The organism is Pseudomonas sp. S3_B11 (assembly GCF_054667715.1).
In genome coordinates this window covers 5778242-5803100 of record NZ_CP162749.1, presented here as the reverse complement: position 1 = coordinate 5803100, position 24859 = coordinate 5778242, and the positions used below count along the sequence as shown (strand labels likewise).

General features: G+C 59.9%; 15 protein-coding genes, 3 tRNA genes, 4 rRNA genes and 1 pseudogene. 20 read left to right on the top strand and 3 right to left on the bottom strand.

Annotated elements, in window-relative coordinates:
- Positions 1-130 precede the first annotated feature (130 nt).
- The 12 genes and pseudogenes from AB4O22_RS25925 to pgaD all read left to right on the top strand — a co-directional run bounded on the left by AB4O22_RS25925 (position 131) and on the right by pgaD (position 14663).
- Positions 131-1667, top strand: a 16S ribosomal RNA gene (locus AB4O22_RS25925).
- Between the two features lie 123 nt (positions 1668-1790).
- Positions 1791-1867, top strand: a tRNA-Ile gene (locus AB4O22_RS25920).
- A gap of 10 nt (positions 1868-1877) precedes the next feature.
- Positions 1878-1953 (top strand) — tRNA-Ala (locus tag AB4O22_RS25915).
- Between the two features lie 242 nt (positions 1954-2195).
- Positions 2196-5087 (top strand): 23S ribosomal RNA (locus tag AB4O22_RS25910).
- Positions 5088-5252: 165 nt separating this feature from the next.
- Positions 5253-5368, top strand: a 5S ribosomal RNA gene (rrf, locus tag AB4O22_RS25905).
- 107 nt (positions 5369-5475) lie between these two features.
- A 5S ribosomal RNA gene (gene rrf / locus AB4O22_RS25900) occupies positions 5476-5591 on the top strand.
- The 16S, 23S and 5S rRNA genes sit together here with 2 tRNA genes alongside, the layout of an rRNA operon.
- Positions 5592-5765: 174 nt before the next feature.
- Positions 5766-6403, top strand: a pseudogene (locus tag AB4O22_RS25895) (NADH:ubiquinone oxidoreductase subunit N).
- Positions 6404-6561: 158 nt separating this feature from the next.
- Positions 6562-8067, top strand: coding sequence for a YdgA family protein (locus AB4O22_RS25890; RefSeq protein ID WP_028237210.1), 1506 nt, complete (start codon positions 6562-6564; stop codon positions 8065-8067).
- Positions 8068-8312: 245 nt separating this feature from the next.
- Positions 8313-10793, top strand: a complete 2481-nt coding sequence (gene pgaA / locus AB4O22_RS25885) for a poly-beta-1,6 N-acetyl-D-glucosamine export porin PgaA (RefSeq protein WP_460097450.1) — start codon at positions 8313-8315, stop codon at positions 10791-10793.
- A gap of 12 nt (positions 10794-10805) precedes the next feature.
- Positions 10806-12803 (top strand): poly-beta-1,6-N-acetyl-D-glucosamine N-deacetylase PgaB, encoded by a 1998-nt coding sequence (gene pgaB, locus AB4O22_RS25880; protein WP_223471953.1) that lies wholly within the window; start codon positions 10806-10808, stop codon positions 12801-12803.
- Position 12804: 1 nt separating this feature from the next.
- The gene (pgaC, locus tag AB4O22_RS25875) at positions 12805-14160 is read left to right on the top strand and encodes a poly-beta-1,6-N-acetyl-D-glucosamine synthase (RefSeq protein WP_013692003.1); all 1356 of its coding nucleotides are present in this window, start codon (positions 12805-12807) and stop codon (positions 14158-14160) included.
- Positions 14157-14663 (top strand): poly-beta-1,6-N-acetyl-D-glucosamine biosynthesis protein PgaD, encoded by a 507-nt coding sequence (gene pgaD / locus AB4O22_RS25870; protein ID WP_223471954.1) that lies wholly within the window; start codon positions 14157-14159, stop codon positions 14661-14663. The genes pgaC and pgaD overlap by 4 nt, the downstream gene beginning before the upstream one ends.
- Before the next feature lie 55 nt (positions 14664-14718).
- Here pgaD and AB4O22_RS25865 read toward each other — a convergent pair whose 3' ends face one another.
- A complete protein-coding gene (locus tag AB4O22_RS25865) occupies positions 14719-16251 on the bottom strand; it encodes an FAD-dependent oxidoreductase (RefSeq protein ID WP_460105869.1) in 1533 nt (510 codons plus the stop codon).
- 139 nt (positions 16252-16390) lie between these two features.
- Between AB4O22_RS25865 and AB4O22_RS25860 the strand changes: the two genes are divergently transcribed.
- The 3 genes from AB4O22_RS25860 (at position 16391) to AB4O22_RS25850 (ending at position 18633) form a co-directional block, all read left to right on the top strand.
- Entirely contained in the window at positions 16391-16951 is a 561-nt protein-coding gene (locus AB4O22_RS25860) for a YbhB/YbcL family Raf kinase inhibitor-like protein (RefSeq protein ID WP_003196468.1), read from the top strand.
- A 155-nt stretch (positions 16952-17106) separates the two neighbouring features.
- On the top strand, positions 17107-17280 hold the full coding sequence (locus AB4O22_RS25855; protein WP_164488486.1) for a hypothetical protein: 174 nt from the start codon (positions 17107-17109) through the stop codon (positions 17278-17280).
- A gap of 39 nt (positions 17281-17319) precedes the next feature.
- Positions 17320-18633 carry an MFS transporter gene (locus AB4O22_RS25850; RefSeq protein WP_003196471.1) on the top strand — a complete coding sequence of 438 codons (1314 nt, stop codon included), beginning with the start codon at positions 17320-17322 and terminating at the stop codon, positions 18631-18633.
- 9 nt (positions 18634-18642) lie between these two features.
- Here the strand turns inward: AB4O22_RS25850 and AB4O22_RS25845 are convergent, their stop codons facing one another.
- Complete coding sequence (locus AB4O22_RS25845; protein WP_456006819.1) at positions 18643-19521, bottom strand: LysR family transcriptional regulator; 879 nt, start codon at positions 19519-19521, stop codon at positions 18643-18645.
- A 107-nt stretch (positions 19522-19628) separates the two neighbouring features.
- Here AB4O22_RS25845 and AB4O22_RS25840 point away from each other — a divergent pair, with 107 nt between their 5' ends.
- The 5 genes from AB4O22_RS25840 (at position 19629) to AB4O22_RS25820 (ending at position 24539) form a co-directional block, all read left to right on the top strand.
- Positions 19629-20630 carry a zinc-dependent alcohol dehydrogenase family protein gene (locus AB4O22_RS25840; protein ID WP_223471958.1) on the top strand — a complete coding sequence of 334 codons (1002 nt, stop codon included), beginning with the start codon at positions 19629-19631 and terminating at the stop codon, positions 20628-20630.
- A gap of 103 nt (positions 20631-20733) precedes the next feature.
- Positions 20734-21315, top strand: a complete 582-nt coding sequence (locus AB4O22_RS25835; RefSeq protein ID WP_223471959.1) for a hypothetical protein — start codon at positions 20734-20736, stop codon at positions 21313-21315.
- Positions 21316-21491: 176 nt separating this feature from the next.
- The gene (locus AB4O22_RS25830; RefSeq protein WP_223471960.1) at positions 21492-23168 is read left to right on the top strand and encodes a vWA domain-containing protein; all 1677 of its coding nucleotides are present in this window, start codon (positions 21492-21494) and stop codon (positions 23166-23168) included.
- 184 nt (positions 23169-23352) lie between these two features.
- A complete protein-coding gene (locus AB4O22_RS25825; protein ID WP_223471961.1) occupies positions 23353-23925 on the top strand; it encodes an RNA polymerase sigma factor in 573 nt (190 codons plus the stop codon).
- Positions 23922-24539: a hypothetical protein gene (locus AB4O22_RS25820; RefSeq protein ID WP_223471962.1), complete on the top strand. Its 618-nt coding sequence runs from the start codon at positions 23922-23924 to the stop codon at positions 24537-24539. Before AB4O22_RS25825 ends, AB4O22_RS25820 begins: the two co-directional genes overlap by 4 nt.
- A 62-nt stretch (positions 24540-24601) precedes the next feature.
- Here AB4O22_RS25820 and AB4O22_RS25815 read toward each other — a convergent pair.
- A tRNA-Arg gene (locus AB4O22_RS25815) sits at positions 24602-24678 on the bottom strand.
- Positions 24679-24859 lie beyond the last annotated feature (181 nt).

The following is a 24859-nucleotide window of genomic DNA, read 5'->3' as shown; positions in this document are numbered from 1 at the left end:
GTGGGTGCTTGTGGAGTCAGACTGCTAGTCAACAGATTATCAGCATCACAAGTTACTCCGCGAGAAATCAAAGATGTAACCAACGATTGCTGAGCCAAGTTTAGGGTTTTCTCAAAACCCAAAGATGTTTGAACTGAAGAGTTTGATCATGGCTCAGATTGAACGCTGGCGGCAGGCCTAACACATGCAAGTCGAGCGGTAGAGAGGTGCTTGCACCTCTTGAGAGCGGCGGACGGGTGAGTAATGCCTAGGAATCTGCCTGGTAGTGGGGGATAACGCTCGGAAACGGACGCTAATACCGCATACGTCCTACGGGAGAAAGCAGGGGACCTTCGGGCCTTGCGCTATCAGATGAGCCTAGGTCGGATTAGCTAGTTGGTGGGGTAATGGCTCACCAAGGCGACGATCCGTAACTGGTCTGAGAGGATGATCAGTCACACTGGAACTGAGACACGGTCCAGACTCCTACGGGAGGCAGCAGTGGGGAATATTGGACAATGGGCGAAAGCCTGATCCAGCCATGCCGCGTGTGTGAAGAAGGTCTTCGGATTGTAAAGCACTTTAAGTTGGGAGGAAGGGCATTAACCTAATACGTTAGTGTTTTGACGTTACCGACAGAATAAGCACCGGCTAACTCTGTGCCAGCAGCCGCGGTAATACAGAGGGTGCAAGCGTTAATCGGAATTACTGGGCGTAAAGCGCGCGTAGGTGGTTCGTTAAGTTGGATGTGAAATCCCCGGGCTCAACCTGGGAACTGCATTCAAAACTGTCGAGCTAGAGTATGGTAGAGGGTGGTGGAATTTCCTGTGTAGCGGTGAAATGCGTAGATATAGGAAGGAACACCAGTGGCGAAGGCGACCACCTGGACTGATACTGACACTGAGGTGCGAAAGCGTGGGGAGCAAACAGGATTAGATACCCTGGTAGTCCACGCCGTAAACGATGTCAACTAGCCGTTGGGAGCCTTGAGCTCTTAGTGGCGCAGCTAACGCATTAAGTTGACCGCCTGGGGAGTACGGCCGCAAGGTTAAAACTCAAATGAATTGACGGGGGCCCGCACAAGCGGTGGAGCATGTGGTTTAATTCGAAGCAACGCGAAGAACCTTACCAGGCCTTGACATCCAATGAACTTTCCAGAGATGGATTGGTGCCTTCGGGAACATTGAGACAGGTGCTGCATGGCTGTCGTCAGCTCGTGTCGTGAGATGTTGGGTTAAGTCCCGTAACGAGCGCAACCCTTGTCCTTAGTTACCAGCACGTAATGGTGGGCACTCTAAGGAGACTGCCGGTGACAAACCGGAGGAAGGTGGGGATGACGTCAAGTCATCATGGCCCTTACGGCCTGGGCTACACACGTGCTACAATGGTCGGTACAGAGGGTTGCCAAGCCGCGAGGTGGAGCTAATCCCACAAAACCGATCGTAGTCCGGATCGCAGTCTGCAACTCGACTGCGTGAAGTCGGAATCGCTAGTAATCGCGAATCAGAATGTCGCGGTGAATACGTTCCCGGGCCTTGTACACACCGCCCGTCACACCATGGGAGTGGGTTGCACCAGAAGTAGCTAGTCTAACCTTCGGGAGGACGGTTACCACGGTGTGATTCATGACTGGGGTGAAGTCGTAACAAGGTAGCCGTAGGGGAACCTGCGGCTGGATCACCTCCTTAATCGACGACCGCAGCTGCTTCATGAGCTCCCACACGAATTGCTTGATTCATTGAAGAAGACGATAGAAGCAGCTTTAAGCTCCAAGCTGATAGCTCATAGCTAACAGTTACAAGCTCGAAATTGGGTCTGTAGCTCAGTTGGTTAGAGCGCACCCCTGATAAGGGTGAGGTCGGCAGTTCGAATCTGCCCAGACCCACCAATTTTGTAATGGGGCCATAGCTCAGCTGGGAGAGCGCCTGCCTTGCACGCAGGAGGTCAGCGGTTCGATCCCGCTTGGCTCCACCATAAACTGCTTCTGAAAGCTTAGAAATGAGCATTCCATCAAAGTGATGGTGAATGTTGATTTCTAGTCTTTTGATTAGATCGTTCTTTAAAAATTTGGGTATGTGATAGAAAGATAGACTGAACGTTACTTTCACTGGTAACGGATCAGGCTAAGGTAAAATTTGTGAGTTGCTCTCATGAGCAAGATCGAATTTTCGGCGAATGTCGTCTTCACAGTATAACCAGATTGCTTGGGGTTATATGGTCAAGTGAAGAAGCGCATACGGTGGATGCCTTGGCAGTCAGAGGCGATGAAAGACGTGGTAGCCTGCGAAAAGCTTCGGGGAGTCGGCAAACAGACTTTGATCCGGAGATGTCTGAATGGGGGAACCCAGCCATCATAAGATGGTTATCTTGTACTGAATACATAGGTGCAAGAGGCGAACCAGGGGAACTGAAACATCTAAGTACCCTGAGGAAAAGAAATCAACCGAGATTCCCTTAGTAGTGGCGAGCGAACGGGGACTAGCCCTTAAGCTTCTTTGATTTTAGCGGAACGCTCTGGAAAGTGCGGCCATAGTGGGTGATAGCCCTGTACGCGAAAAGATCTTAGAAGTGAAATCGAGTAGGACGGAGCACGAGAAACTTTGTCTGAATATGGGGGGACCATCCTCCAAGGCTAAATACTACTGACTGACCGATAGTGAACTAGTACCGTGAGGGAAAGGCGAAAAGAACCCCGGAGAGGGGAGTGAAATAGATCCTGAAACCGTATGCGTACAAGCAGTGGGAGCCCACTTTGTTGGGTGACTGCGTACCTTTTGTATAATGGGTCAGCGACTTATTTTCAGTGGCGAGCTTAACCGAATAGGGGAGGCGTAGCGAAAGCGAGTCTTAATAGGGCGTCTAGTCGCTGGGAATAGACCCGAAACCGGGCGATCTATCCATGGGCAGGTTGAAGGTTGGGTAACACTAACTGGAGGACCGAACCGACTACCGTTGAAAAGTTAGCGGATGACCTGTGGATCGGAGTGAAAGGCTAATCAAGCTCGGAGATAGCTGGTTCTCCTCGAAAGCTATTTAGGTAGCGCCTCATGTATCACTGTAGGGGGTAGAGCACTGTTTCGGCTAGGGGGTCATCCCGACTTACCAAACCGATGCAAACTCCGAATACCTACAAGTGCCGAGCATGGGAGACACACGGCGGGTGCTAACGTCCGTCGTGAAAAGGGAAACAACCCAGACCGTCAGCTAAGGTCCCAAAGTTATGGTTAAGTGGGAAACGATGTGGGAAGGCTTAGACAGCTAGGAGGTTGGCTTAGAAGCAGCCACCCTTTAAAGAAAGCGTAATAGCTCACTAGTCGAGTCGGCCTGCGCGGAAGATGTAACGGGGCTCAAACCATACACCGAAGCTACGGGTATCACGTAAGTGATGCGGTAGAGGAGCGTTCTGTAAGCCTGTGAAGGTGAGTTGAGAAGCTTGCTGGAGGTATCAGAAGTGCGAATGCTGACATGAGTAACGACAATGGGTGTGAAAAACACCCACGCCGAAAGACCAAGGTTTCCTGCGCAACGTTAATCGACGCAGGGTTAGTCGGTCCCTAAGGCGAGGCTGAAAAGCGTAGTCGATGGAAAACAGGTTAATATTCCTGTACTTCTGGTTATTGCGATGGAGGGACGGAGAAGGCTAGGCCAGCTTGGCGTTGGTTGTCCAAGTTTAAGGTGGTAGGCTGGAATCTTAGGTAAATCCGGGATTCCAAGGCCGAGAGCTGATGACGAGTTACCCTTTGGGTGACGAAGTGGTTGATGCCATGCTTCCAAGAAAAGCTTCTAAGCTTCAGGTAACCAGGAACCGTACCCCAAACCGACACAGGTGGTTGGGTAGAGAATACCAAGGCGCTTGAGAGAACTCGGGTGAAGGAACTAGGCAAAATGGCACCGTAACTTCGGGAGAAGGTGCGCCGGTGAGGGTGAAGCACTTGCTGCGTAAGCCCACGCCGGTCGAAGATACCAGGCCGCTGCGACTGTTTATTAAAAACACAGCACTCTGCAAACACGAAAGTGGACGTATAGGGTGTGACGCCTGCCCGGTGCCGGAAGGTTAATTGATGGGGTTAGCTAACGCGAAGCTCTTGATCGAAGCCCCGGTAAACGGCGGCCGTAACTATAACGGTCCTAAGGTAGCGAAATTCCTTGTCGGGTAAGTTCCGACCTGCACGAATGGCGTAACGATGGCGGCGCTGTCTCCACCCGAGACTCAGTGAAATTGAAATCGCTGTGAAGATGCAGTGTATCCGCGGCTAGACGGAAAGACCCCGTGAACCTTTACTATAGCTTTGCACTGGACTTTGAATTTGCTTGTGTAGGATAGGTGGGAGGCTTTGAAGCGTGGACGCCAGTTCGCGTGGAGCCATCCTTGAAATACCACCCTGGCAACTTTGAGGTTCTAACTCAGGTCCGTTATCCGGATCGAGGACAGTGTATGGTGGGTAGTTTGACTGGGGCGGTCTCCTCCTAAAGAGTAACGGAGGAGTACGAAGGTGCGCTCAGACCGGTCGGAAATCGGTCGTAGAGTATAAAGGCAAAAGCGCGCTTGACTGCGAGACAGACACGTCGAGCAGGTACGAAAGTAGGTCTTAGTGATCCGGTGGTTCTGTATGGAAGGGCCATCGCTCAACGGATAAAAGGTACTCCGGGGATAACAGGCTGATACCGCCCAAGAGTTCATATCGACGGCGGTGTTTGGCACCTCGATGTCGGCTCATCACATCCTGGGGCTGAAGCCGGTCCCAAGGGTATGGCTGTTCGCCATTTAAAGTGGTACGCGAGCTGGGTTTAGAACGTCGTGAGACAGTTCGGTCCCTATCTGCCGTGGACGTTTGAGATTTGAGAGGGGCTGCTCCTAGTACGAGAGGACCGGAGTGGACGAACCTCTGGTGTTCCGGTTGTCACGCCAGTGGCATTGCCGGGTAGCTATGTTCGGGAAAGATAACCGCTGAAAGCATCTAAGCGGGAAACTTGCCTCAAGATGAGATCTCACTGGGACCTTGAGTCCCCTGAAGGGCCGTCGAAGACTACGACGTTGATAGGCAGGGTGTGTAAGCGCTGTGAGGCGTTGAGCTAACCTGTACTAATTGCCCGTGAGGCTTGACCATATAACACCCAAGCAATTTGTAACTCCAAGCCCAAGGCAAAGAGACCAGATTGCGGTGTGTGAAGACGAAACGAACCGAAAGTTCGAATCTCACAAAACACTGAAGCTATCACATACCCAATTTGCTGAAGCGAGGCCAACTGGCCACGACTCAGCACCCGAATTTCTTGACGACCATAGAGCATTGGAACCACCTGATCCCATCCCGAACTCAGCAGTGAAACGATGCATCGCCGATGGTAGTGTGGGGTTTCCCCATGTGAGAGTAGGTCATCGTCAAGATTAAATTCCGAAACCCCTATCTGCTGACGCAGGTAGGGGTTTTGTTTTTAGTAGAAGTCATCGATTTTACCGACACGTTGTTGTTGAACGGGTTGGTCACAGAATTTCTTGACGACCATAGAGCATTGGAACCACCTGATCCCATCCCGAACTCAGCAGTGAAACGATGCATCGCCGATGGTAGTGTGGGGTTTCCCCATGTGAGAGTAGGTCATCGTCAAGATTGAATTCCCAGAACCCCTGTCTGCATCAGCAGCCAGGGGTTTTGTCGTTTTGGGCCGGTAATCGGATCAAGCCCCTGATGCCCCGGCAAACCCCCAATGCCGTTGCTATGCTGTGATAGTCGGGCTTTGGCGACCAAGGGCCCGCGACGTCACTGGTCATGGGGATTCCAATAATGAAAAACCCTTATGCTCCCGGCTTCTGGTGCGCCATTGCGGCTTTGATACTGCTTTCGGCCACTTATTTCTATGGCGTCATGCTCACTCACCAGATCGACAAAGCGCTGTTATTCCTCGATAGCGCCGCGGCGTTGATCGGCGTGATATCCATTGCAATCGTGGCCTGGGCATCGCTTCAGGGCCAGCGCATCAAGAAAAACACCTCCAACAAGGCAAGACACTGGTGCTGATTTGGGATACCAAGGTTGCGCTGCGACGTGTCGAAACGGTGTTTGACCGTTATTTCTGGGGCAGTTATTGGCAGCCTGGCCGTACGTTCCAGGAAGTCATGGGGGAGCTCACTGGTACCCCGCTGGAAAAGAGCCTGGAAGCCCTGAAAACCCAATGCGCTGCCTTGGATAAGCAAGTCACCCAGGACGGCTGGCATTGGCTCAACAACGCCCGAGAGTTGTGTGACGTGGCTAATGCCATGGCCCGTGAACGCTATCAACTGGACTTCTGCGATTCACGCGCAGACTCATCATCGGGCGCGGCAGTGATCAATCGCGATTTCGAAGTGCTGGTGTACACCTGGACGGCCCGCCTCAAGACTTTCGACCATCAGCTCGACGAGATCGAAGTCCAATATTCGTAGACTACCTCGCAAGAAAACGTTTTTACCCCTTTAAACATTGGGCCCGCAGGGGTGCCTGATGGTAATCTCCCCTCCTCTTTTACGGCGTCGAGCCACACCCTTTGCGGGTCAGGGAAGACGACGGCTTTGTTCAACCATGGATATCGATCGGGTCACTCATGAATAAATCAGCAAGCATACTTCTGGGAATCGTTGTGGCTGTCGGTGCTGTCAGTGCGGGCGGCGCCTGGTACACCGGGACCAAACTCGAAGGCGTGTTGACGAACGCTATCGCCGATAGCAACAAGCAGATGCAGACAGCCTTGGCCGGGTCTAACAGCACGGCCACCCTGGAGCTGGTTTCCATGGACCGTGGAACGTTCAGCAGCACCGCCCACTACCGCCTCAAGGGCGAGGGCGAGATCTTCGGCGGCGAGCCGGTTGAGCTGCTCTTCGTCGACCAGATCGAACACGGCCCACTGCCATTTTCGCGCCTGATAACGCTCAAATGGCTGCCAGTCATGGCCACCAGTCACACTGCCCTTGAGCGCAATCCGCTGACTGACAAGTGGTTCGCCGCCACCAAGGACCAATCGCCGCTCAAAGGTGTGGTCAACCTGGGTTACGACCAATCCATCAATGGCACCTATGAACTGCTGCCCGTGGATACCAAGCTGGATGAGCAATCCCAGCTCACCTTCTCCGGTCTTAAGATCGACCTGGCCGCCAGCGCCCAGGGACAGAAGGTCAAGGCCGACGGCTACATGGACAGCTTCAAGCTGACCACCGTTGCCGAAGACCAGACTCCGGTGCAGGTTGAGCTGAACGGCCTGACATTGGCCAGTAACCTGAGCAAAAGCTCCTACGGTTACTACATGGGTGACAACACCCTGCTGATGAGCAGCACCAAGGCCACTTTTGGTGAGCCGAAGTCGGTGCTGGGCTTGAAAAATTTCGAGATGAAGAACAGCAGCACCGAGAGCGGCACCAGCGCTTCGGGGCGCGCCGATTACAAGATCGGTGAGTTGTCGTTCAACGACAAGACCATTGGTTCGGCGCAGATGGCTGTCAGCCTGAAGAATCTGGACATCCCGGCCACCATGTCGCTGATGCAGATTTACCAGACCAAGCTGCAACCTTACGAAAAAGCTGCCGCCGAGGCCGCTGCAGCCGGTGAGCCGGCGCCAGAGCTGAGCCTGACCGAAGCTGAAGAAGCACAGGTTAAGGCCGACTTGGAGAAACTCCTGGCCGGCGCCCCGCAAGTGGCGTTGGAAAACCTGTCCTTCAACACTGCCAACGGTGAAAGCCGTGCCAGCCTGATCGTTGATCTGGCCAAGCCGCAGTCCATGGACCTGCCACCGGATGAGTTGGGCCGTCAGTTGCTCGCCCTGCTGGATTTCAACATCAAGGTTTCCAAGCCGATGCTGGTTGACCTGATGACCGTGCAGGCACAGATGGAAGGCCAGACCGATGCCAAGTTGATCGCCGATCAGGCCACTGCCACCAGCGATATGTTCAGCGCCATGGCGGTCGGTTCGGAACTGGCAACGCTTGAAGGCAACGATGTTGTCACCAAGCTGCACTACGCCAACAATCAGGTCGATTTCAACGGCCAGAAGATGACCGTTGAGCAATTCACGGCATTCGTGATGAGCAAGCTGGGTGGTGGCGTCGCCGTCCAGTAACGCGTTCGGCAACACCCCAAACCCGGCCCGTGCATGACGCATGGGCCGGGTTTTTTTACGCCTATCGATCAGCCCTGCGCCGAAATCTGTAGCGATTCTGAAGAATTGTGGCGTTCCTGAAGATGACCCGCCCGAGAGTGCAAGACTAGGCCCATTAGAGCTTGGCTGGATTCCTTTGATCCGGCTTCCTGTTTGATGGGCAAGGGGGCACTGCGACCCGGCTGGCCATGTAAGGATGCTGACGAATGCCGCGTACTGTGGGTCCTTTTATTCAACGTGGTTTGCGCCCGTTGTTTCGCGTAGCGCTGTGCAGCCAACTGTGCTGGCCGATGCTGGCGTTTGCCGATACCGCCTATGACCAGATGGTGCTCGATGCCCGTGCAGGCCATTACACGCCTGCGCTGGCTGCGTTGCGCCAGGTGCCGGCTGGCCAGGCCAGCACTGCGCAGATCAGCGACCACCTGCAGATCGCCAGTTGGGCTGGCCTCGATGCCGAGGTGGTGACGATCTATGAGACCCAGGGCCGCCATCGAGCGCTGCCTGTCCAGGCGCTGACCGCTACAGCTCGCGCCTATCGAAACCTCAAGCGTTGGGATCCGGCAGCCGAGCTGTACCGCCAGGCCTTGGTGATCGATCCCCAGAACCCCGACCTGCAACTAGGCCTGGCCTTGACCCAGGCCGACGGCGGTCAGCCCGACGAAGCCGTCACCCGCGCCAAGGCCATGGTCGCCGCCAAACCGACAGATCCGATGCGTCGACTGGCACTGGGGTATGCCCTGACCCGCGCCAACAGCCCCCACGAAGCGCTGTTCGAATACGACCAGGCCTTCACCCGCGCGGGCAACAGCCCAGAGATTGCACGCGAATACATCTACGCCCTGCAACGCGCTCGGCTGCCCGAGCCGGCGCTGCGTCTGGCGCGTCTGCAGCCGGGGTTGATCGACCGTGGCGTGCAGCGCCGCCTGGAGGGTGACGTGGCCGCCGAGCGGGTGCGCCTGGCGGACATGACCAGCCGCAGTGAACAAGAGCGCTTCGTCATTGCCGACCGTGCCCTGGCCGACTACGACAAGTTGCTCGCCACCTGGACCCCGGTGGCCGAGGCCCATGACGACGTACTCCGTTGGCGCATCGATCGCATGGGCGCTCTCAATGCCCGCGCCCGTCGGGCGGAAGTGATTGCCGAATACCAGAAGCTGATCGCCGAGGGTGTGAGCATTCCCACGTATGCCCTGCGTTGGGTGGCTTCTTCCTATCTGGAGCGGCGTGAGCCGGAAATCGCCGTCGAGCTGTACCGCCAGGTACTCGCGGCGCCGGATGCCGATCCTGCGGAGCGCTTTGAGGACAGCACCGCGCTCTACTACGCGTTGCTGGAAAGTGAAAAATCCGAAGAGGCCCGCGCACTGGCCGAAGACATGGCGAAAGCCCAGCGCCCGCGCATCGAACTCAAGGGCCTGCCGATCGGCAACCCCAACGATGAATGGATGGATGCCCAGCAACTCGCCGCCCAGGCTGGCACTTATGGCGCCGACCTGCCTTCTGCCGAAGCGCGCCTGGACACCCTGGTCAACCAAGGCCCCGGCAACACCGGCATGCGTCTGGCCCAGGCCGATCTGTACCAGGCCCGTGACTGGCCGCGTCGTTCGGAAAACCTGCTCAAGGAAGTCGAGGCCACGATCCCGCGCAACCGTGACCTGGAAATCGCCCAGGCCCGCGCAGCCATGGATTTGCAGGAATGGCGGCAGATGGATGCACTGACCGACGACGTGGTCGCCCGCTATCCGGAAAACGCCCATGCCAAACGCCTGCAACGCCAGCGCGACGTACACGACATGGCCGAACTGCGCATCGAGGCCTATACCGGCAAGAGCTATGGCGGTGGCAACGGTGACGCCGGTGCCGTCACTGGCAGCCGGGATTTTGGTATCGAGACGCTGCTCTACAGTCCGCCCATCGATGAAGACTGGCGACTGTTCGGCGGTGCCGGCTACGCCACCGGTGATTTCGAGGAAGGCACCGGCCACCACCGCTGGCAGCGCCTGGGCGTGGAACGTCGCACCCGGGACATGACCTTGGAGGCCGAGGTCTCCAATCATTCCTATGGCTCCGGCGACAAGCAGGGTGCGCGCCTGGCCGTGGCCCGGGACATCGACGATCACTGGCAGTACGGCGGGAGCCTGGATTATCTCTCGGCCAATACCCCGTTGCGGGCGCTCAACAGCGGCATTCGCTCTAACGGCGGTAGTGGTTTCGTACGCTGGCGGGCCAATGAAAGCCGCGAGTGGCGACTGGCTGTCAGCCCGTCCCATTTCAGCGATGGCAACAACCGCCTCGAAACCCAGCTGACCGGTCGCGAAGGCATCTACAGCACGCCGCGCGTGCAAGTGGAGCTGGGGCTGGAAGTGGGGGCCAGCCGCAACAGCGGTTCCAACGAAGTGCCTTATTTCAATCCGAAATCGGACTTCAGCGTCATGCCGACCGTGAGCGTCAATCACGTGTTGCACCGCCGCTACGAGACCACGTGGAGCCAGCAGTTCCAGGTCGGTGCCGGTACCTACAGCCAGCGCGATTACAGCACTGCCGCCGTGGGATTGCTCAGCTACGGCCAGCGTTTCATCTGGAACGACGTGCTGGAGGCCGGCGCCGCGCTGAGCTGGCTCAACCGCCCCTACGACGGCGATCGCGAAAGCGATCTGCGCCTGCTTGTCGACCTCACTTATCGCTTCTAGAAGAGTTTGAAGATGCCTGTCATTTCGCGATTCATCCTTCTGCTGGGGGTCTTGCTGATCAGCGCTTGTGCCCAGCAAGCCCCGGCGTTCACGCCGCCCTCACAGCGCCCGCTGGCGGCCAATGACGCCCCGTGGCCGAAAAACCATGTGCTCGGCATCGCCTACCACGATGTCGATGACCGTGACCCGGACCAGGCGCTGGTGGCCGTGCGCACCGAACGCCTGATCGAACAATTGGCGTGGCTGCGGGAAAACAACTACCAGCCGGTCACGGTGGACCAGATCATCACCGCCCGCAACGGCGGGCCGGAGCTGCCGCCGCGCGCAGTGCTGCTGAGTTTCGACGACGGCTACGCAAGCTTCTACACCCGCGTCATGCCCATCCTGCGTGCCTATAACTGGCCGGCGATCCTCGCCCCGGTCGGCAGTTGGGTGGATACGCCGCTGAATCAAACGGTGGATTTCGCCGGGGTGCCGCGCAAGCGTTCCGAGTTCCTGACCTGGGAGCAGATTCGCGAGGTTTCCAAATCGGGCCTGGTGGAAATCGCTGCCCACACCGACGCCAACCACAAAGGCGTGCTCGCCAACCCGCAAGGCAACCAGCAACCTGCCGCGACCACCCGGCGCTACGACCCCGTCACCGGTCGTTATGAGACCGAGGCCGATTTCCAGGCTCGCCTGCGCAAGGACGTGGCGGCCATTTCCGAGAAAATTCGCAAGGTCACCGGCTACAGCCCGCGCGTCTGGGTCTGGCCTTACGGTGAAGCTGATGGCACGGCGTTGCAGGTGATTGGCAGCGAGGGCTATCAACTGGCCCTGACCCTGGAAGACGGTCTCGACAGCCTGGACAACCTGATGAGCGGCCCACGCTTCCTGGTGGCGTCCGATCCGGATGGCGCCCATTTCGCCGAAAGCATCGTGTCCGTGCAGACGATTGACCCGATGCGCGTAGTGCATGTCGACCTGGATTACGTCTACGACCCGGATCCGGTGCAGCAGGAAGCCAATGTCGGCCAACTGGTCCAGCGCATTTCCGACCTGGGCGCCAATACGGTATTCCTGCAAGCCTTCGCCGACCCGAAAGGCGACGGCCTCGTGCATTCGTTGTACTTCCCCAACCGTCACCTGCCGGTACGCGCCGACCTGTTCGACCGGGTTGCATGGCAGTTGCGTACCCGGGCCAACGCCAAGGTCTATGCCTGGATGCCGGTGCTCAGTTTTGCCCTGGACGCGAAGCTTTCGCGGGTACAGCGCTGGGATCCGGAAACCGGCAAGACTGGCGTTGCCCCGGACCAGTACGTGCGTTTGTCGCCGTTCGACCCGAACGTGCGCAAGGTCATCGGCGAGATCTACCAAGACCTGGCGCGGATGAGCTCGGTGGACGGCGTTTTGTACCATGACGACGCGGTGTTCTCCGACTTCGAGGATGCCAGCCCCGCAGCCCTGAAGGTCTATGCCGCCCACGGCCTGCCGACGTCCATCGCCGCCCTGCGGGCCGATCCTGCAGCGATGCAACGCTGGACCCGCTTCAAGAGCCGCTACCTGATCGACTTCACCCATGAGCTGACCGCCAAGGTCCGGGCGATTCGTGGCCCGCAGGTGCGCACCGCGCGCAATATCTTTGCCGAACCGATGCTCAATCCGGAAAGCGAAGCCTGGTTCGCCCAGAACCTCGACGACTTCCTCGGCGCCTATGACTGGACGGCACCGATGGCCATGCCGCTGATGGAAAAGCAGACCCTCCAGCAATCCGGCCCCTGGCTCGAGCGCCTGGTGGACACCGTCAAGGCTCGCCCCGGCGCGCTCAAGCGCACGGTGTTCGAATTGCAGGCCCGGGACTGGCACAGCAAGCCGGTCAGCGACATCGGCGGCGAACAACTGGCCGACTGGATGGGGCGCCTCAAGCGCAAAGGCGTGACCAGTTTCGGCTACTACCCGGACAACTTCATCGAAGACCAGCCCGCTGTGAAAACCGTGCGGCCGGCGCTCTCCAACAAGTGGAATCCTTGACATGCTCGACAGACTGCTCGCTCTGCTGGTGCTGGCGATCGTCCTTGGGGTGCCCCTGGGCCTGATCTTCCTGGTCACCGGGCAATTCCTGATGGACTTCGTGTTCTTTTACCCGCTGTTCATGTCCGGGCTGTGGATCGCCGGCGGCCTGTATTTCTGGCTGCACTGGGAGCGCCACTGGCCGTGGAAGGACGACACCTTGCCACCGCCCTTGGCCGGCGAGCCGCTGATCAGCATCCTGATTCCATGCTTCAACGAAGGCGATAACGTCGCCGACACCATTCACGCGGCGCTGGGCCAGCATTACCCGAACATCGAAGTCATCGCCATCAACGACGGATCGAAGGACAACACAGCCCAGATGCTCGATCAGCTGGCGGCTGAAGACCCGCGCCTGCGCGTGCTGCACCTGGCAGAGAACCAGGGCAAGGCCGTGGCCCTGCGCATGGGCGCCATCGCGGCGCGCAGCGAATACCTGGTGTGCATCGACGGTGACGCGCTGCTGGCGCCGAACACCTGTGCCTACCTGGTGGCGCCTATGCTGGACAACGCCCGCCTCGGCGCGGTGACCGGCAACCCGCGAATCCGTACCCGCTCGACTCTGATAGGCCGGGTCCAGGTTGGCGAGTTCTCCTCGATCATCGGCCTGATCAAGCGCACCCAACGGGTGTTCGGGCGGATCTTCACCGTGTCCGGCGTGATCGTCGCGTTCCGGCGCACCGCCCTGCACCGGGTTGGCTACTGGAGCCCGGACATGATCACCGAAGACATCGACATCAGTTGGAAGCTGCAACTGGATCACTGGAGCATCTTCTACGAGCCGCGCGCGTTGTGCTGGATCCTCATGCCCGAAACCCTGCGCGGCCTGTGGCGGCAACGGCTGCGCTGGGCCCAGGGTGGCGCCGAGGTGTTGTTCAAGAACATCCGTGGCATCTGGCAATACCGCCACCGCTACCTGTGGCCGCTGTTGTTCGAATATTGCCTGTCCACCGGCTGGGCGTTCACGTTCCTGCTGTCGGTGATTTTCTGGGGTGTCGGCAAATTCGTCGAAATGCCGGCGGCCATCGCGGTCGATCACCTCATGCCGCCAGCCTTCACCGGGTTGTTGCTGGCGGTGGTGTGCCTGCTGCAATTCGCGGTGAGCATCCTGATTGATCGGCGGTACGAAAAAGGCCTGTGGCACATCATGTTCTGGGTGGTCTGGTACCCGTTGGTGTTCTGGCTGATCAGCCTCTTCACCACCCTGGTGAGTTTTCCAAAAGTGCTGTTCGGGCAGCATCAGAAGCGTGCGCGCTGGATCAGTCCGGATCGCGGTATCAAACCGTTCGATGATCAGGAAGAGGAAGTGATCCGATGAAAATTATCAGGACCCGGCAACGGCCTTTTCTGGTGGTCATCGATGCGTTTTTCACCGTGCTGGCGTGGGTGGGGCTGTTGTACCTGCTGGTCAATGGGCTGTGGCCGCTGTTCGCGAGCCAGGCCGGTCCGCGCCCGGGAGGGTCTGTATTCGATACCCTGGGGACCTTGCAGGTCTATGGCTGGATCGCCTTGGTCAACGCGGTGCTGTTGATTACCTGGGCGCGTTACCAACAGCGCAAAAGTCGCGGCTTCGCTCAGCGCCGGTCGCCGGCCCCGGTCGTGAATGACCAGGGCTTGAGCGCCAGTTTCAAGTTGACCGACGAACGCCTGGACACGCTGCGCCAGCCAGGCTCGAAGACTATTCACAACAACCAGGACGGCGACATCAGCCACGTCGTACCGCACTTCCACTTGCTCAGCCCCGACTTGCAGCCACCGCCCCTGGCGCCAATGGAGCGGCCACGGGTTATCCATTTGCCGGCTGATCAGTCCGTGCATTGATGCAAGCCGCGCCGGCGCTATCGCGAGCAAGCTCGCTCCCACAGGGGATTTGAGGCTAGGACGAAAAATCCCGGATCAGCCGCCATGCCTCGTCCACCGGCAATGGTTGTTTCATGCGCTGGGCCAACGCCGCCATGGACCGGCCTTCATCACAGGCCACTGCGGCGGCAACGAGGCCGTCCTTGCCCAGCAGGGCAATAAAGGGCGGATGCTCGGGCGTGCCCTTGAATTCCACTTCGTCCCAGTGCTCGGCGTGGCCAAGATAGTCGTAGCGTTTGCCGAAGTGATAGGTCCAGAAAAACGGCACGTCCAGATAGTGCTCGTCGCCGCCGAGCATGTTCGCAGCGGCAATGCGCGCCTGTTGCTGGGCCAGGCGCCAATGCTCGATGCGCTGGGGCTGGCCGTTCAGAGGGAAGGTCGCGATATCGCCGACGGCCCATAAGCCATCAGTCACTCGCATGCCCGCGTCAACGGACAGTGACTGGTCCTGTTCCCTTGGCAATGCGGCGAAGGGCTCGGTGGCCGGGCGCACGCCGACGCCGATGATCACCAGGTCCGCGGCAACGCGCTGGCCGTTGTCCAGCACCACGGCTTCGACCTTGCCCGCCCCCTCGATCTGCGCCGTTTCGCTGTCGGAGCGGTACACCACACCATTGGCCCGGTGTCGGGCCAGGATGGCCTGGCCGACGCTCTCGCTCAATTGTGCGGCGAACGGCACCGGATGCCGGGCCAGGACCGTAACGTTCAGCTCGCGCTTGCGCAGGGACGAGGCGACCTCCATGGCGATGAAACTGTCGCCGATGATCACCGCCTGTTGCCCTGGCCGGACGGTGTCGAGAATCTGCCGGGCGTGGGCGATCGAACGCAGCACGAAGACTTGCGGCAAATCGATGCCGGGCAACGCTGGCATCTTGGGTACGCCGCCAGTGGCGATGAGCGCGGCGTCGTAGTCCAGGCTTCGGCCATCGGCGAGTTGGATGTGCCGAGCGTCGGGGTCCAAATGGGTGACCTCGCCGTGAAGCCTTTCGATGCGTTGCTGGGTGAAATAAGTTTCATCGCGCAGCGGCGACGTCTCGTTGACCGCCATGTCGCCGGCCAACACATACTTGCTCAGCACCGTACGGTCGTAGCCGGCTTCGGCTTCGCGGTCGATCATCAGGATTCGCCCGCCAAAACCTTTCTCGCGCAACGCCGCCGCGCAAGCCGTGCCGGCAGCACCGGCGCCGATGATGACAAACGTGCGCGCGTCATCGGCCGGCGGGACTTTATCGGTTGGCAGTGGTTGATCGTCGACCCAGACGTCACCCTCCCGCACCTCGACGTGATAGCGCGCCAGGCTGTCGAGGGCCGGCGGTTCGCACAGGGCGCCGTCCTCAGCCCGGAACGCGGCCTTGTGCCACGGGCAAATCAGCCTTCCGTGGCACACCGCGCCCTTGGCCAGTGGTGCGCCGGCATGCGGGCATTTGCCCTGGAAGGCGCGCACCTGATCGCCGGAGCGCAACAGCAGGATGGATGTGTCGTCGATTTTGACTTCGAGGCCGCGGTCTTCACGAACGTCGGCGAAACGGGCGACTTGATGCAGAGACATGGTCATTCTCCGGCAGGCGTTTCCCTTTGGAGTCGCAGGGCCGGAACGAGTTTCAGCATAATTGTCACTGCAACCTTGGCGAAGCTGCGGCTATAGTTCGCAGGCCGTCCATGGCCAGACACGCACAAGGTGCCCCGGTATGACCCGATTGAACTCTCTCTCCCCTTGGCTGGCGGCCGTCGCCCTGGTGCTGTGCGCACAAGGGGCTGTCCAGGCCGAGGAGCGTTTTACCCTCAGCATCCCCGGCGTGTCGGACGACCGCCTCTTCACGGCGGCAGCAGCCAGTGATGCCAACACCTGTGGTGGCAAGAACATTTCTCCGGCCTTGAGCTGGAACGCCGGCCCGCCCGGCACCCTCAGCTACGCCATCGTCATGTTGGACCCGGACGGCCAAAGGGGCCAAGGTGTCGACCACTGGATCCACTACGGCATCAAGGCCTCCACGCGGCAGATTCCGGCGGGTGCCGGCACCAAGTCCTCGTTGGAGGGCATGAGCGGTATCAACAGCAAGAACACCCACGGCTACATCGGTCCTTGCCCGCCTGTCGGCGACAGCGCTCACCACTACCTGATCCAGCTTTTCGCCCTGGACCTGCCGCCGGAAGCCCTGCCCGCCGACCTCACACGCGCCCAACTGATGGAAAAAATCAAAGGTCACGTCCTGCGCAACAGCAGCGTAGTGCGCCGCTACCACCGCTGACCCGAACAGCACAAACCCCTGTGGCGAGGGAGCTTGCTCCCACTGGGCTGCGACGCAGCCCCCCACAATGGCGCTGACGCTCCGACACAACATTGGCATCACGCGCCAAAAGCGAGCACTATCGAGTCCCTGTTCACTCATGCCGGAGGATGGCGATGACGCAGAAACCCGACGGCATCGCCCGCCTCCTGAACTGCCCCACCAAGGGCGACGAGATGCGCCGGGCCATCGCCCAGAGCCGCAAGGATTTCCTGCCTGTCGACGAGGCCGAAGACGCCGAGCCAGGCCAGCCACCGGTTGAACCGGTGATTAATGATCGCGACGACTGAGCCGTCGCCCTCTCTCAAACTTATCGTTCAAATCTGCCTATGACTGCCACCCCTGTTCTACCCGGTGACCGATTCAGCCGATCCGATTACAAGACCCTGGGCCTGGCCGCCTTGGGAGGCGCGCTGGAGATCTACGATTTCATCATCTTCGTCTTCTTCGCCCTGACCCTCAGCCAGTTGTTCTTTCCGCCGGAAATGCCCGATTGGCTGCGCTTGCTGCAAAGCTTCGGGATTTTCGCCACCGGCTACCTGGCCCGGCCCCTGGGCGGCATTCTCATGGCGCACTTCGCCGATCGCCTGGGGCGCAAGCGCGTGTTCAGCCTGAGCATCCTGATGATGGCCTTGCCGTGCCTGCTCATCGGCGTGATGCCGACCTACGCGCAAATCGGTTATTTCGCACCGTTGCTGTTGCTGGCGCTGCGTATCCTCCAGGGTGCGGCGGTGGGCGGCGAGGTGCCCAGCGCCTGGGTGTTCGTGGCTGAACATGCGCCGCTGCATCATCGCGGCTATGCCCTGGGTTTCCTCCAGGCCGGCCTGACCTTCGGCTACTTGCTGGGCGCCTTGACCGCAACAGCGCTGGCGCGGATCTACACACCGGCAGAGATTCTCGATTACGCCTGGCGCCTGCCGTTCCTGCTCGGGGGCGTTTTTGGCGTGATCGGCGTCTGGCTGCGTCGTTGGCTGAGCGAAACGCCGATCTTCATGGCCCTGCAAGCCAATCGCGAAGGTGCTGCGGAACTGCCGCTGCGCACGGTCCTGCGCGACCACCGCCAGGCGTTGCTGCCCGCCGCCATCCTGACCTGCGTGCTGACTTCTGCCGTGGTGGTGTTCGTGGTCATCACCCCGACCGTGATGCAGAAAAGCTTCGGCATGACCGCCAGCCACACCTTCGCCCTGAGCAGCCTGGGCATCGTGTTCCTGAACATCGGCTGCGTCCTGGCCGGCCTCATCGTCGACCGCATCGGCGCCTGGCGCACCGTCATGCTCTACAGCCTGCTGCTGCCTGTGGGCATTGCCGTGCTCTACGCCAGCCTGATCAGCGGCAGCGCCTGGCTGGGCCTGGCCTACGCCGTGGCCGGGCTGGGTTGCGGCGTGGTCGGTGCGGTGCCTTCGGTGATGGTCAGCCTGTTCCCACCGAAGATCCGCGTGTCCGGTATCTCGCTCACCTACAACATCGCCTATGCCCTGTGGGCCAGCATGACACCGCTGATGCTGATAGCACTGGTGCCGTGGAGCCCATGGGTGTGCGTGGCCTATTGCGGGGTGATGGGGGCGGTGGGCGTGGCTGCGGCGGCGTATTTTCCAGGGCGCCATGGGAAAGCTGCGCAACCGTCATTGGCCTGTGGATCCTGATCCGGCTGTTCAAAGACGCTCGCGCAAAAAATCCACAAAGGCCCGGGTGCGTGCCGAGCGGCGTCGATCGTGACTGAACACGGCGCTGACGGGAAGCGCCAGCGGCTGGTAATCGGCAAGCACGGTGCAGACGGTTCCCTGGCGAATATCGGCAGCGAACAACCACTGCGGTGACAGCGAAACGCCCAGCCCCGACAGCACCATTTCCCGGATTGCCTCGCTGCTGTTGCAGGTAACGTTGCCCTTGATCGTGACGCTGTGCTGTCGGCCATCCTGGTCGAACCGCCAGACGTCGTAGTGCTCCAGCAGCGTGAACGCCAGACAGTTATGGCCGACCAGGTCAGCCGGTGCGAGGGGCGTGCCATGCTGTTGCAGATAGGCGGGGGAGGCGTACACCCGGCGCGGGCTGTCGCCGAGGGAAATCGCTACCAGCCCTTCGCTTTTTACCACGCCGATGCGAATGGCCAGGTCGATGTTCTCCTTCAACACATCCTCGTTCTGATCGCTTAGCCTCAAGTCGATCCGAAGCTGTGGGTGACGCGCGAGGAACTCGCCCACCAACGGCGCAATGCACAAGCGGCCGAAACTGACGGGCGCCGCCACGCGCAGAAGGCCGGCGATCTGTTCCTGGCCACTGGCGAAACTGAGCCGTGCCGCGTCCAGGCTGGCGAGTATGTCCTTGCTTTCGGCGTAGAAGCGCTGCCCCTGATCGGTCAGCGCGAGATGGCGGGTGCTGCGGGCAAACAGCGCCCCGCCCAGGTGTTGCTCCAACGCGCGGATCTGTTTGCTCACCGCCGGTTGGCCCAGGTTCAGTTCCCTGGCGACGGCCGAGAACGAGCCGCGCTCCACCACCCGCACGAACACCTGCATTGCGTCGAACAGATCCATCAGGATTTAGCCTCTGCCTGGAATAAATCCTATCCATTGTTGCTCACTTATCGGAATGCGTCTTCCCTCGCACTATGAACCTGCCCACTCATTGGAGGTTTACCGTCATGAACAACACCATGTCCGCCGCCGTTGCCGAAACCGCTCAGGCTGCGCTGATTGTCCGTTCCATCTCCCGGCCCATTCCCGGCAAAGGCCAGGTATTGATCAAGGTGCATGCCGCCGGAATCAACCCGCTGGACACCAAGATCGCGGCGGGAGGCGGGGCCCACGCACGCCAGCCGCTGCCCGCCGTATTGGGGATTGACCTGGCCGGGACGGTGGTTGAACGGGGAGAGGGCGTGAATGACTTTGCACCTGGTGACGAGGTGTTCGGCATGGCCGGCGGGATCGGCGGTGCCCAAGGCGCGCTGGCCGAATACATCGCGGTCGATGCCCGCCTGATAACGCTCAAGCCCGGCTCACTGAGCATGCGCGAAGCGGCCGCCTTGCCGCTGGCCTTCATCACGGCCTGGGAAGGCTTGGTCGATCGCGCCAACGTCCGGGCCGGGCAACAGGTGTTGATACATGGTGGGGCGGGTGGTGTCGGTCAAATGGCCGTGCAAATCGCCAAGGCCCGGGGCGCCGAGGTCTACGCCACTGGCTCAGCCAACAGCCTGGATTTCATCCGCGAACTGGGCGCGTCAGCCATCGACTACCGGACCCAGGACACCGACAGCTACGTGGGCCTGTACACCGATGGCGAAGGCTTCGACATCGTCTACGACACCGTGGGCGGCCCGACCCTGGATGCGTCTTTCAACGCGGTCAAGACCTACACCGGCCATGTGCTCAGTTGCCTCGGCTGGGGCCAGCACAGCCTTGCGCCGTTGTCGTTCCGAGGGGCGAGCTATTCCGGGGTGTTTACGTTGATGCCGCTGCTGACGGGCAAGGGGCGCGAGCATCATGGTCAGATCTTGCGGGAGGCCGCCGCTCTGGTTGAGTCAGGGCAGCTGCGGATCAAGCTGGATCAGCGCCGGTTTGGCCTGGAGCAAGTCAATGAGGCCTTTGCCCAGGTCGCCGAGGGGCGTGGGGCGGGGAAAACGGTAGTGGACATTGGGATCGAGTGAGACGGGACCGCACTTCGTCAGGGCCAAACAACTTGAGCGCGTGTTCAAACGCCGTAGAATGCAGCCGCCATTATGCCGCTACCTCTCAAGGACGAATTCAAACATGCGAGTTTTTACCCTGTTGCTGGCCCTCTGCCTTATGGCAGGTTGTGCTTCCAAGCCTGATTACTACATTTCCCCTGCGCCAGTGGCGATCCCCGAGACCGCCACCTATTGGATCGACACGTTCAACGTTGAAGTCGTCGGCAAAAACGAACGCTTCCTGCCCGACGAAAAAGTCCGTGACCAGTTACACACCGACCTGATCGTCCGCCTGCTCGACGGCAATCGTTATGCCTCCAGCAAGGAAACCGCTGACTATCTGCTGGACGTCAACGCCGTCTATGCGCGCCGTATTCAAGACACCCAAGGTGGTTTCATGAACAAGATCGTCGCCGACGGTACGTACCTGGCCAGTGTCGATTTCAATTATCAGGTCAAGGTGAAGAAGGCCGGTGTCGAAGTGCTGCACTTTGCCCAGGCCCGCCAGGGGCTGATGCCGGGTGGGGCGATCGGGCAACTTGAGGTCCTGAAAGGCATGACGGGGGCGCTGACGAACAGAGGCAACTCCGATGTCGAAGACTATTACACCAGTCATTTGAGCGGCTTCATCGCCGATGATCTGCGGGGCATTCCGTCCCGCTAACAATGCCTGCTGCAACGTGCTGGCGATTGCTCCAATCGCGGTAACGGCCTGGCCACTCTGGGGTGGCCGGCGCAGTCTTTTCAGCACATCAAAAAAATCTTTTGGTCGTTAACCCGAACCCCATGCGCCCTGCGTCTGACTCTGTGAACGGATCATTCATTCACGAGGTTCAGCCCATGTCCCGTCCACTTCCCTTTATGCGTCCTGCTGCCCAAGGCTTCGCCGTGACTTTGCTGGTGGCGTTGGCCGGTTGTGGGTTGTCTTCGTCTCGGGAGGCTGCCAAGCCGTCCGAGCCGGTAGCCGTGGCGCCTAGCGTCGTACCGCAAGGCGAGATCGCCGAAGTGCGCCAGTCGACGGTCAAGCGCATGCTCATGAAGCCGGCATCGATGCCCGCACCTAGCGTGGCGAACGATGCCATCGCCGGGAGTTACCGCACTGAGCCGCGCGAGCAGTACGAAAAACTGCCGGACAACCCCATCCATAGCGTCGCCGAAACGCCGGTCTCGACCTTCAGCGTGGATGTCGACACCGGCAGCTATGCCAATGTGCGACGTTTGCTCAATCAAGGCAGCCTGCCGCCCGAAGGTGCCGTGCGACTGGAGGAAATGGTCAATTATTTTCCGTATAGCTATGCCCTGCCCACCGACGGTTCACCCTTTGGTGTGACCACCGAGGTGGCACCATCGCCGTGGAACCCTCACACCCGCTTGTTGCGCATCGGCATCAAGGCCAGCGACCGTGCTGTGGCGGATCTGGCTCCGGCCAACCTGGTGTTCCTGGTGGATGTTTCCGGTTCCATGGACCGTCGCGAAGGCCTGCCGCTGGTCAAGAGCACGCTGAAATTGCTGGTGGACCAATTGCGCGATCAGGACCGGGTATCCCTGGTGGTCTATGCCGGCGAATCCCGGGTGGTGCTCAAGCCCACTTCGGGGCGCGACAAGGTGACAATCCGCAACGCCATCGACCAACTCGACGCCGGTGGTTCCACCGCGGGCGCCTCGGGTATCGAACTGGCCTACCAGATGGCTCGGGAGAGCTTTATCGACAAAGGCATCAACCGCATCCTGCTGGCCACCGATGGCGATTTCAACGTAGGCATCAGCGATTTCGACAGCCTCAAGCAGATGGCGGTGGACCAGCGTAAAAGCGGCGTTTCCCTGACGACGCTGGGCTTCGGTGTGGATAACTACAATGAACACCTGATGGAGCAATTGGCCGATGCTGGTGACGGCAACTACGCCTACATCGACAACCTGCTCGAAGCGCGCAAAGTCCTGGTCGACCAACTCAGCTCCACCCTGGCGGTGGTGGCGCGGGACGTGAAATTGCAGGTGGAGTTCAACCCTGCCCAGGTCAGCGAATATCGCCTGCTCGGTTATGAGAACCGCGCGTTGAAGCGTGAGGATTTCAACAACGACAAGGTCGATGCGGGCGAGATCGGCGCCGGGCATACGGTGACGGCCTTGTATGAAATTGTCCCGAAAGGCCAACCGGGCTGGTTGGAGCCGCTGCGCTATGCCAGCAAGCCCCAATCGGAGGGTAAATCAGGCGAATTGGCGATGTTGCGCGTACGCTACAAACCCGCTGAGGGCGGTAGCAGTCGATTGATCGAGCATCCGATTGCGGGCGTGCAGGACGAACACAAGGCCAGCGATGACCTGCGTTTCTCGGCTGCCGTGGCGGCCTTCGCCCAGCAGCTCAAGGGTGATGGGCGTTACACTGGGACGATGAGCTTGAAGGACACTGCGCAATTGGCGCGCTCGGCCCGTGGTGATGACCCGTTCGGGCTGCGTGCCGAGTTCGTGCAGTTGGTGGAACTGGCCCAGAGTCTCGAGCCCGCGGCCAAGCGCTGATCCCGAGCACAACGAGGACCAAAATGTGGGAGCGAGCTTGCTCGCGATGGCGGTGGATCGATCAGCATCATCATTGACTGATCCGACGTCATCGTCGGATCGCCGCCCGGAGCAGGCTCGCTCCCACAGTATTCTCTTGTCGCCTGCCAGAACTGTGTTGACCGCAAAGGAGTTCGTCACCCACATGCCCGCTGCGCTTGATTATCCCAGCGACGAATCGCTGCTGGCCCGCTACCGCAATGGCGACGGGGCTTCTTTCGAAGTCCTCTACGCCCGCCATCGGCAAGGGCTCTACCGTTTCCTGGTGTCCTTGAGCAACAAGGCCGAACTGGCCGAAGAAGTGTTCCAAGACACTTGGCTCAGCCTGATTCGCAGCACCACCCAGCCACAAGGCCGGGCGAGTTTTCGCACCTGGCTGTTCCAGATTGCCCGCAACCGCTTGATCGACCACTGGCGCAAGCATGGTGTCCACAACCCGTTGCACGACAGCTACGACGAGCAGCTTCACGTCCAACCCGACGACACCAGCAGCCCTGAGCGACAGTTGACCCTGAGTCGAGACCAGGCGCGTCTCGACGCTGCATTGCAGGCTTTGCCCGAAGATCAGCGGGAAGTCTTCCTGCTGCGCCTGCACGGCGACCTGGAGCTGCCACAGATTGCCGCCTTGACCGGCGCCCCGCTGGAAACGGTCAAGAGCCGCTTGCGTTACGCCCAGCAGAAATTGCATCGCCTGCTGGCCGAGGAGGTACCCGCATGATCGACCCCAAAAACACCCCGGCCCCCGACGATGAAGTGCTGATCGAGCACTTCCGCCAACACGCCAGCGCCGAGCCGCCGGCCTCCCTGGACGCCTTCATCCTGGCCGCTGCCCGCCGTGAAGCCCCGACGCCCGCGCCAAGCCTGTGGCAGCGCTGGCTACAGGCCTGCCAACGGCCGCGCTGGCAAATGGCATTCGCCACGGTCGCCGGCGTGGCGCTGATGATCGGCCTGGTACTGCGTTCGCCCGTGACCCACGACGAACTGTCCGCACCCGCCTCGATGGAGTTTTCCGCCGATCGGCAAGCGCCCGCCGTTGCCGCTGCACCGCCGCCGGCGATGCCCGCTCCCGCACCGATCATCCGCATGGCGCCCCAGGGCGAACTGGCCCGAGCCCCGGCAAGCCCTGACCAGGCCCTTGCGGAAAAGTCGGCGGCGAAAATGAGCAAACCCGCGCCCGCTGCACTGCCATCGTTGGAGCAAGGCTTGCTGGAAATCCTGCGTTTGCGTGAGGCGGGTGAGAGCAAGGCTGCTGATGAAAAGCTGCTGGCGCTGCATCAGCGCTTTCCCGAGGAGGACTTGCCGGCGCGGTTGGAGGCGTTGCGCAAGCGTTGAGTAAGATCAGCGCCCACAAAAAAGCCCCAGGCCTTGCGACCTGGGGCTTTTGATTCTGAAGATGGTGCACCAGGCGGGATTCGAACCCACGACCCCTGCCTTCGGAGGGCAGTACTCTATCCAGCTGAGCTACTGGTGCGACGCGGGCGCCATGATACTCATATGCATCGCGGGCGTCCATGCTGCTGATTTGCCGGTGTTTTCATAAGGCTGGGCGGGCATCGGCTACGCTGATCAGAAAAAACGGGCAAATTCGTTTTTTTCGTTCTTTTTTTCGAACAGCCTATTGTCCTTCACCCCTATCGGCCCTAGGATTCGTT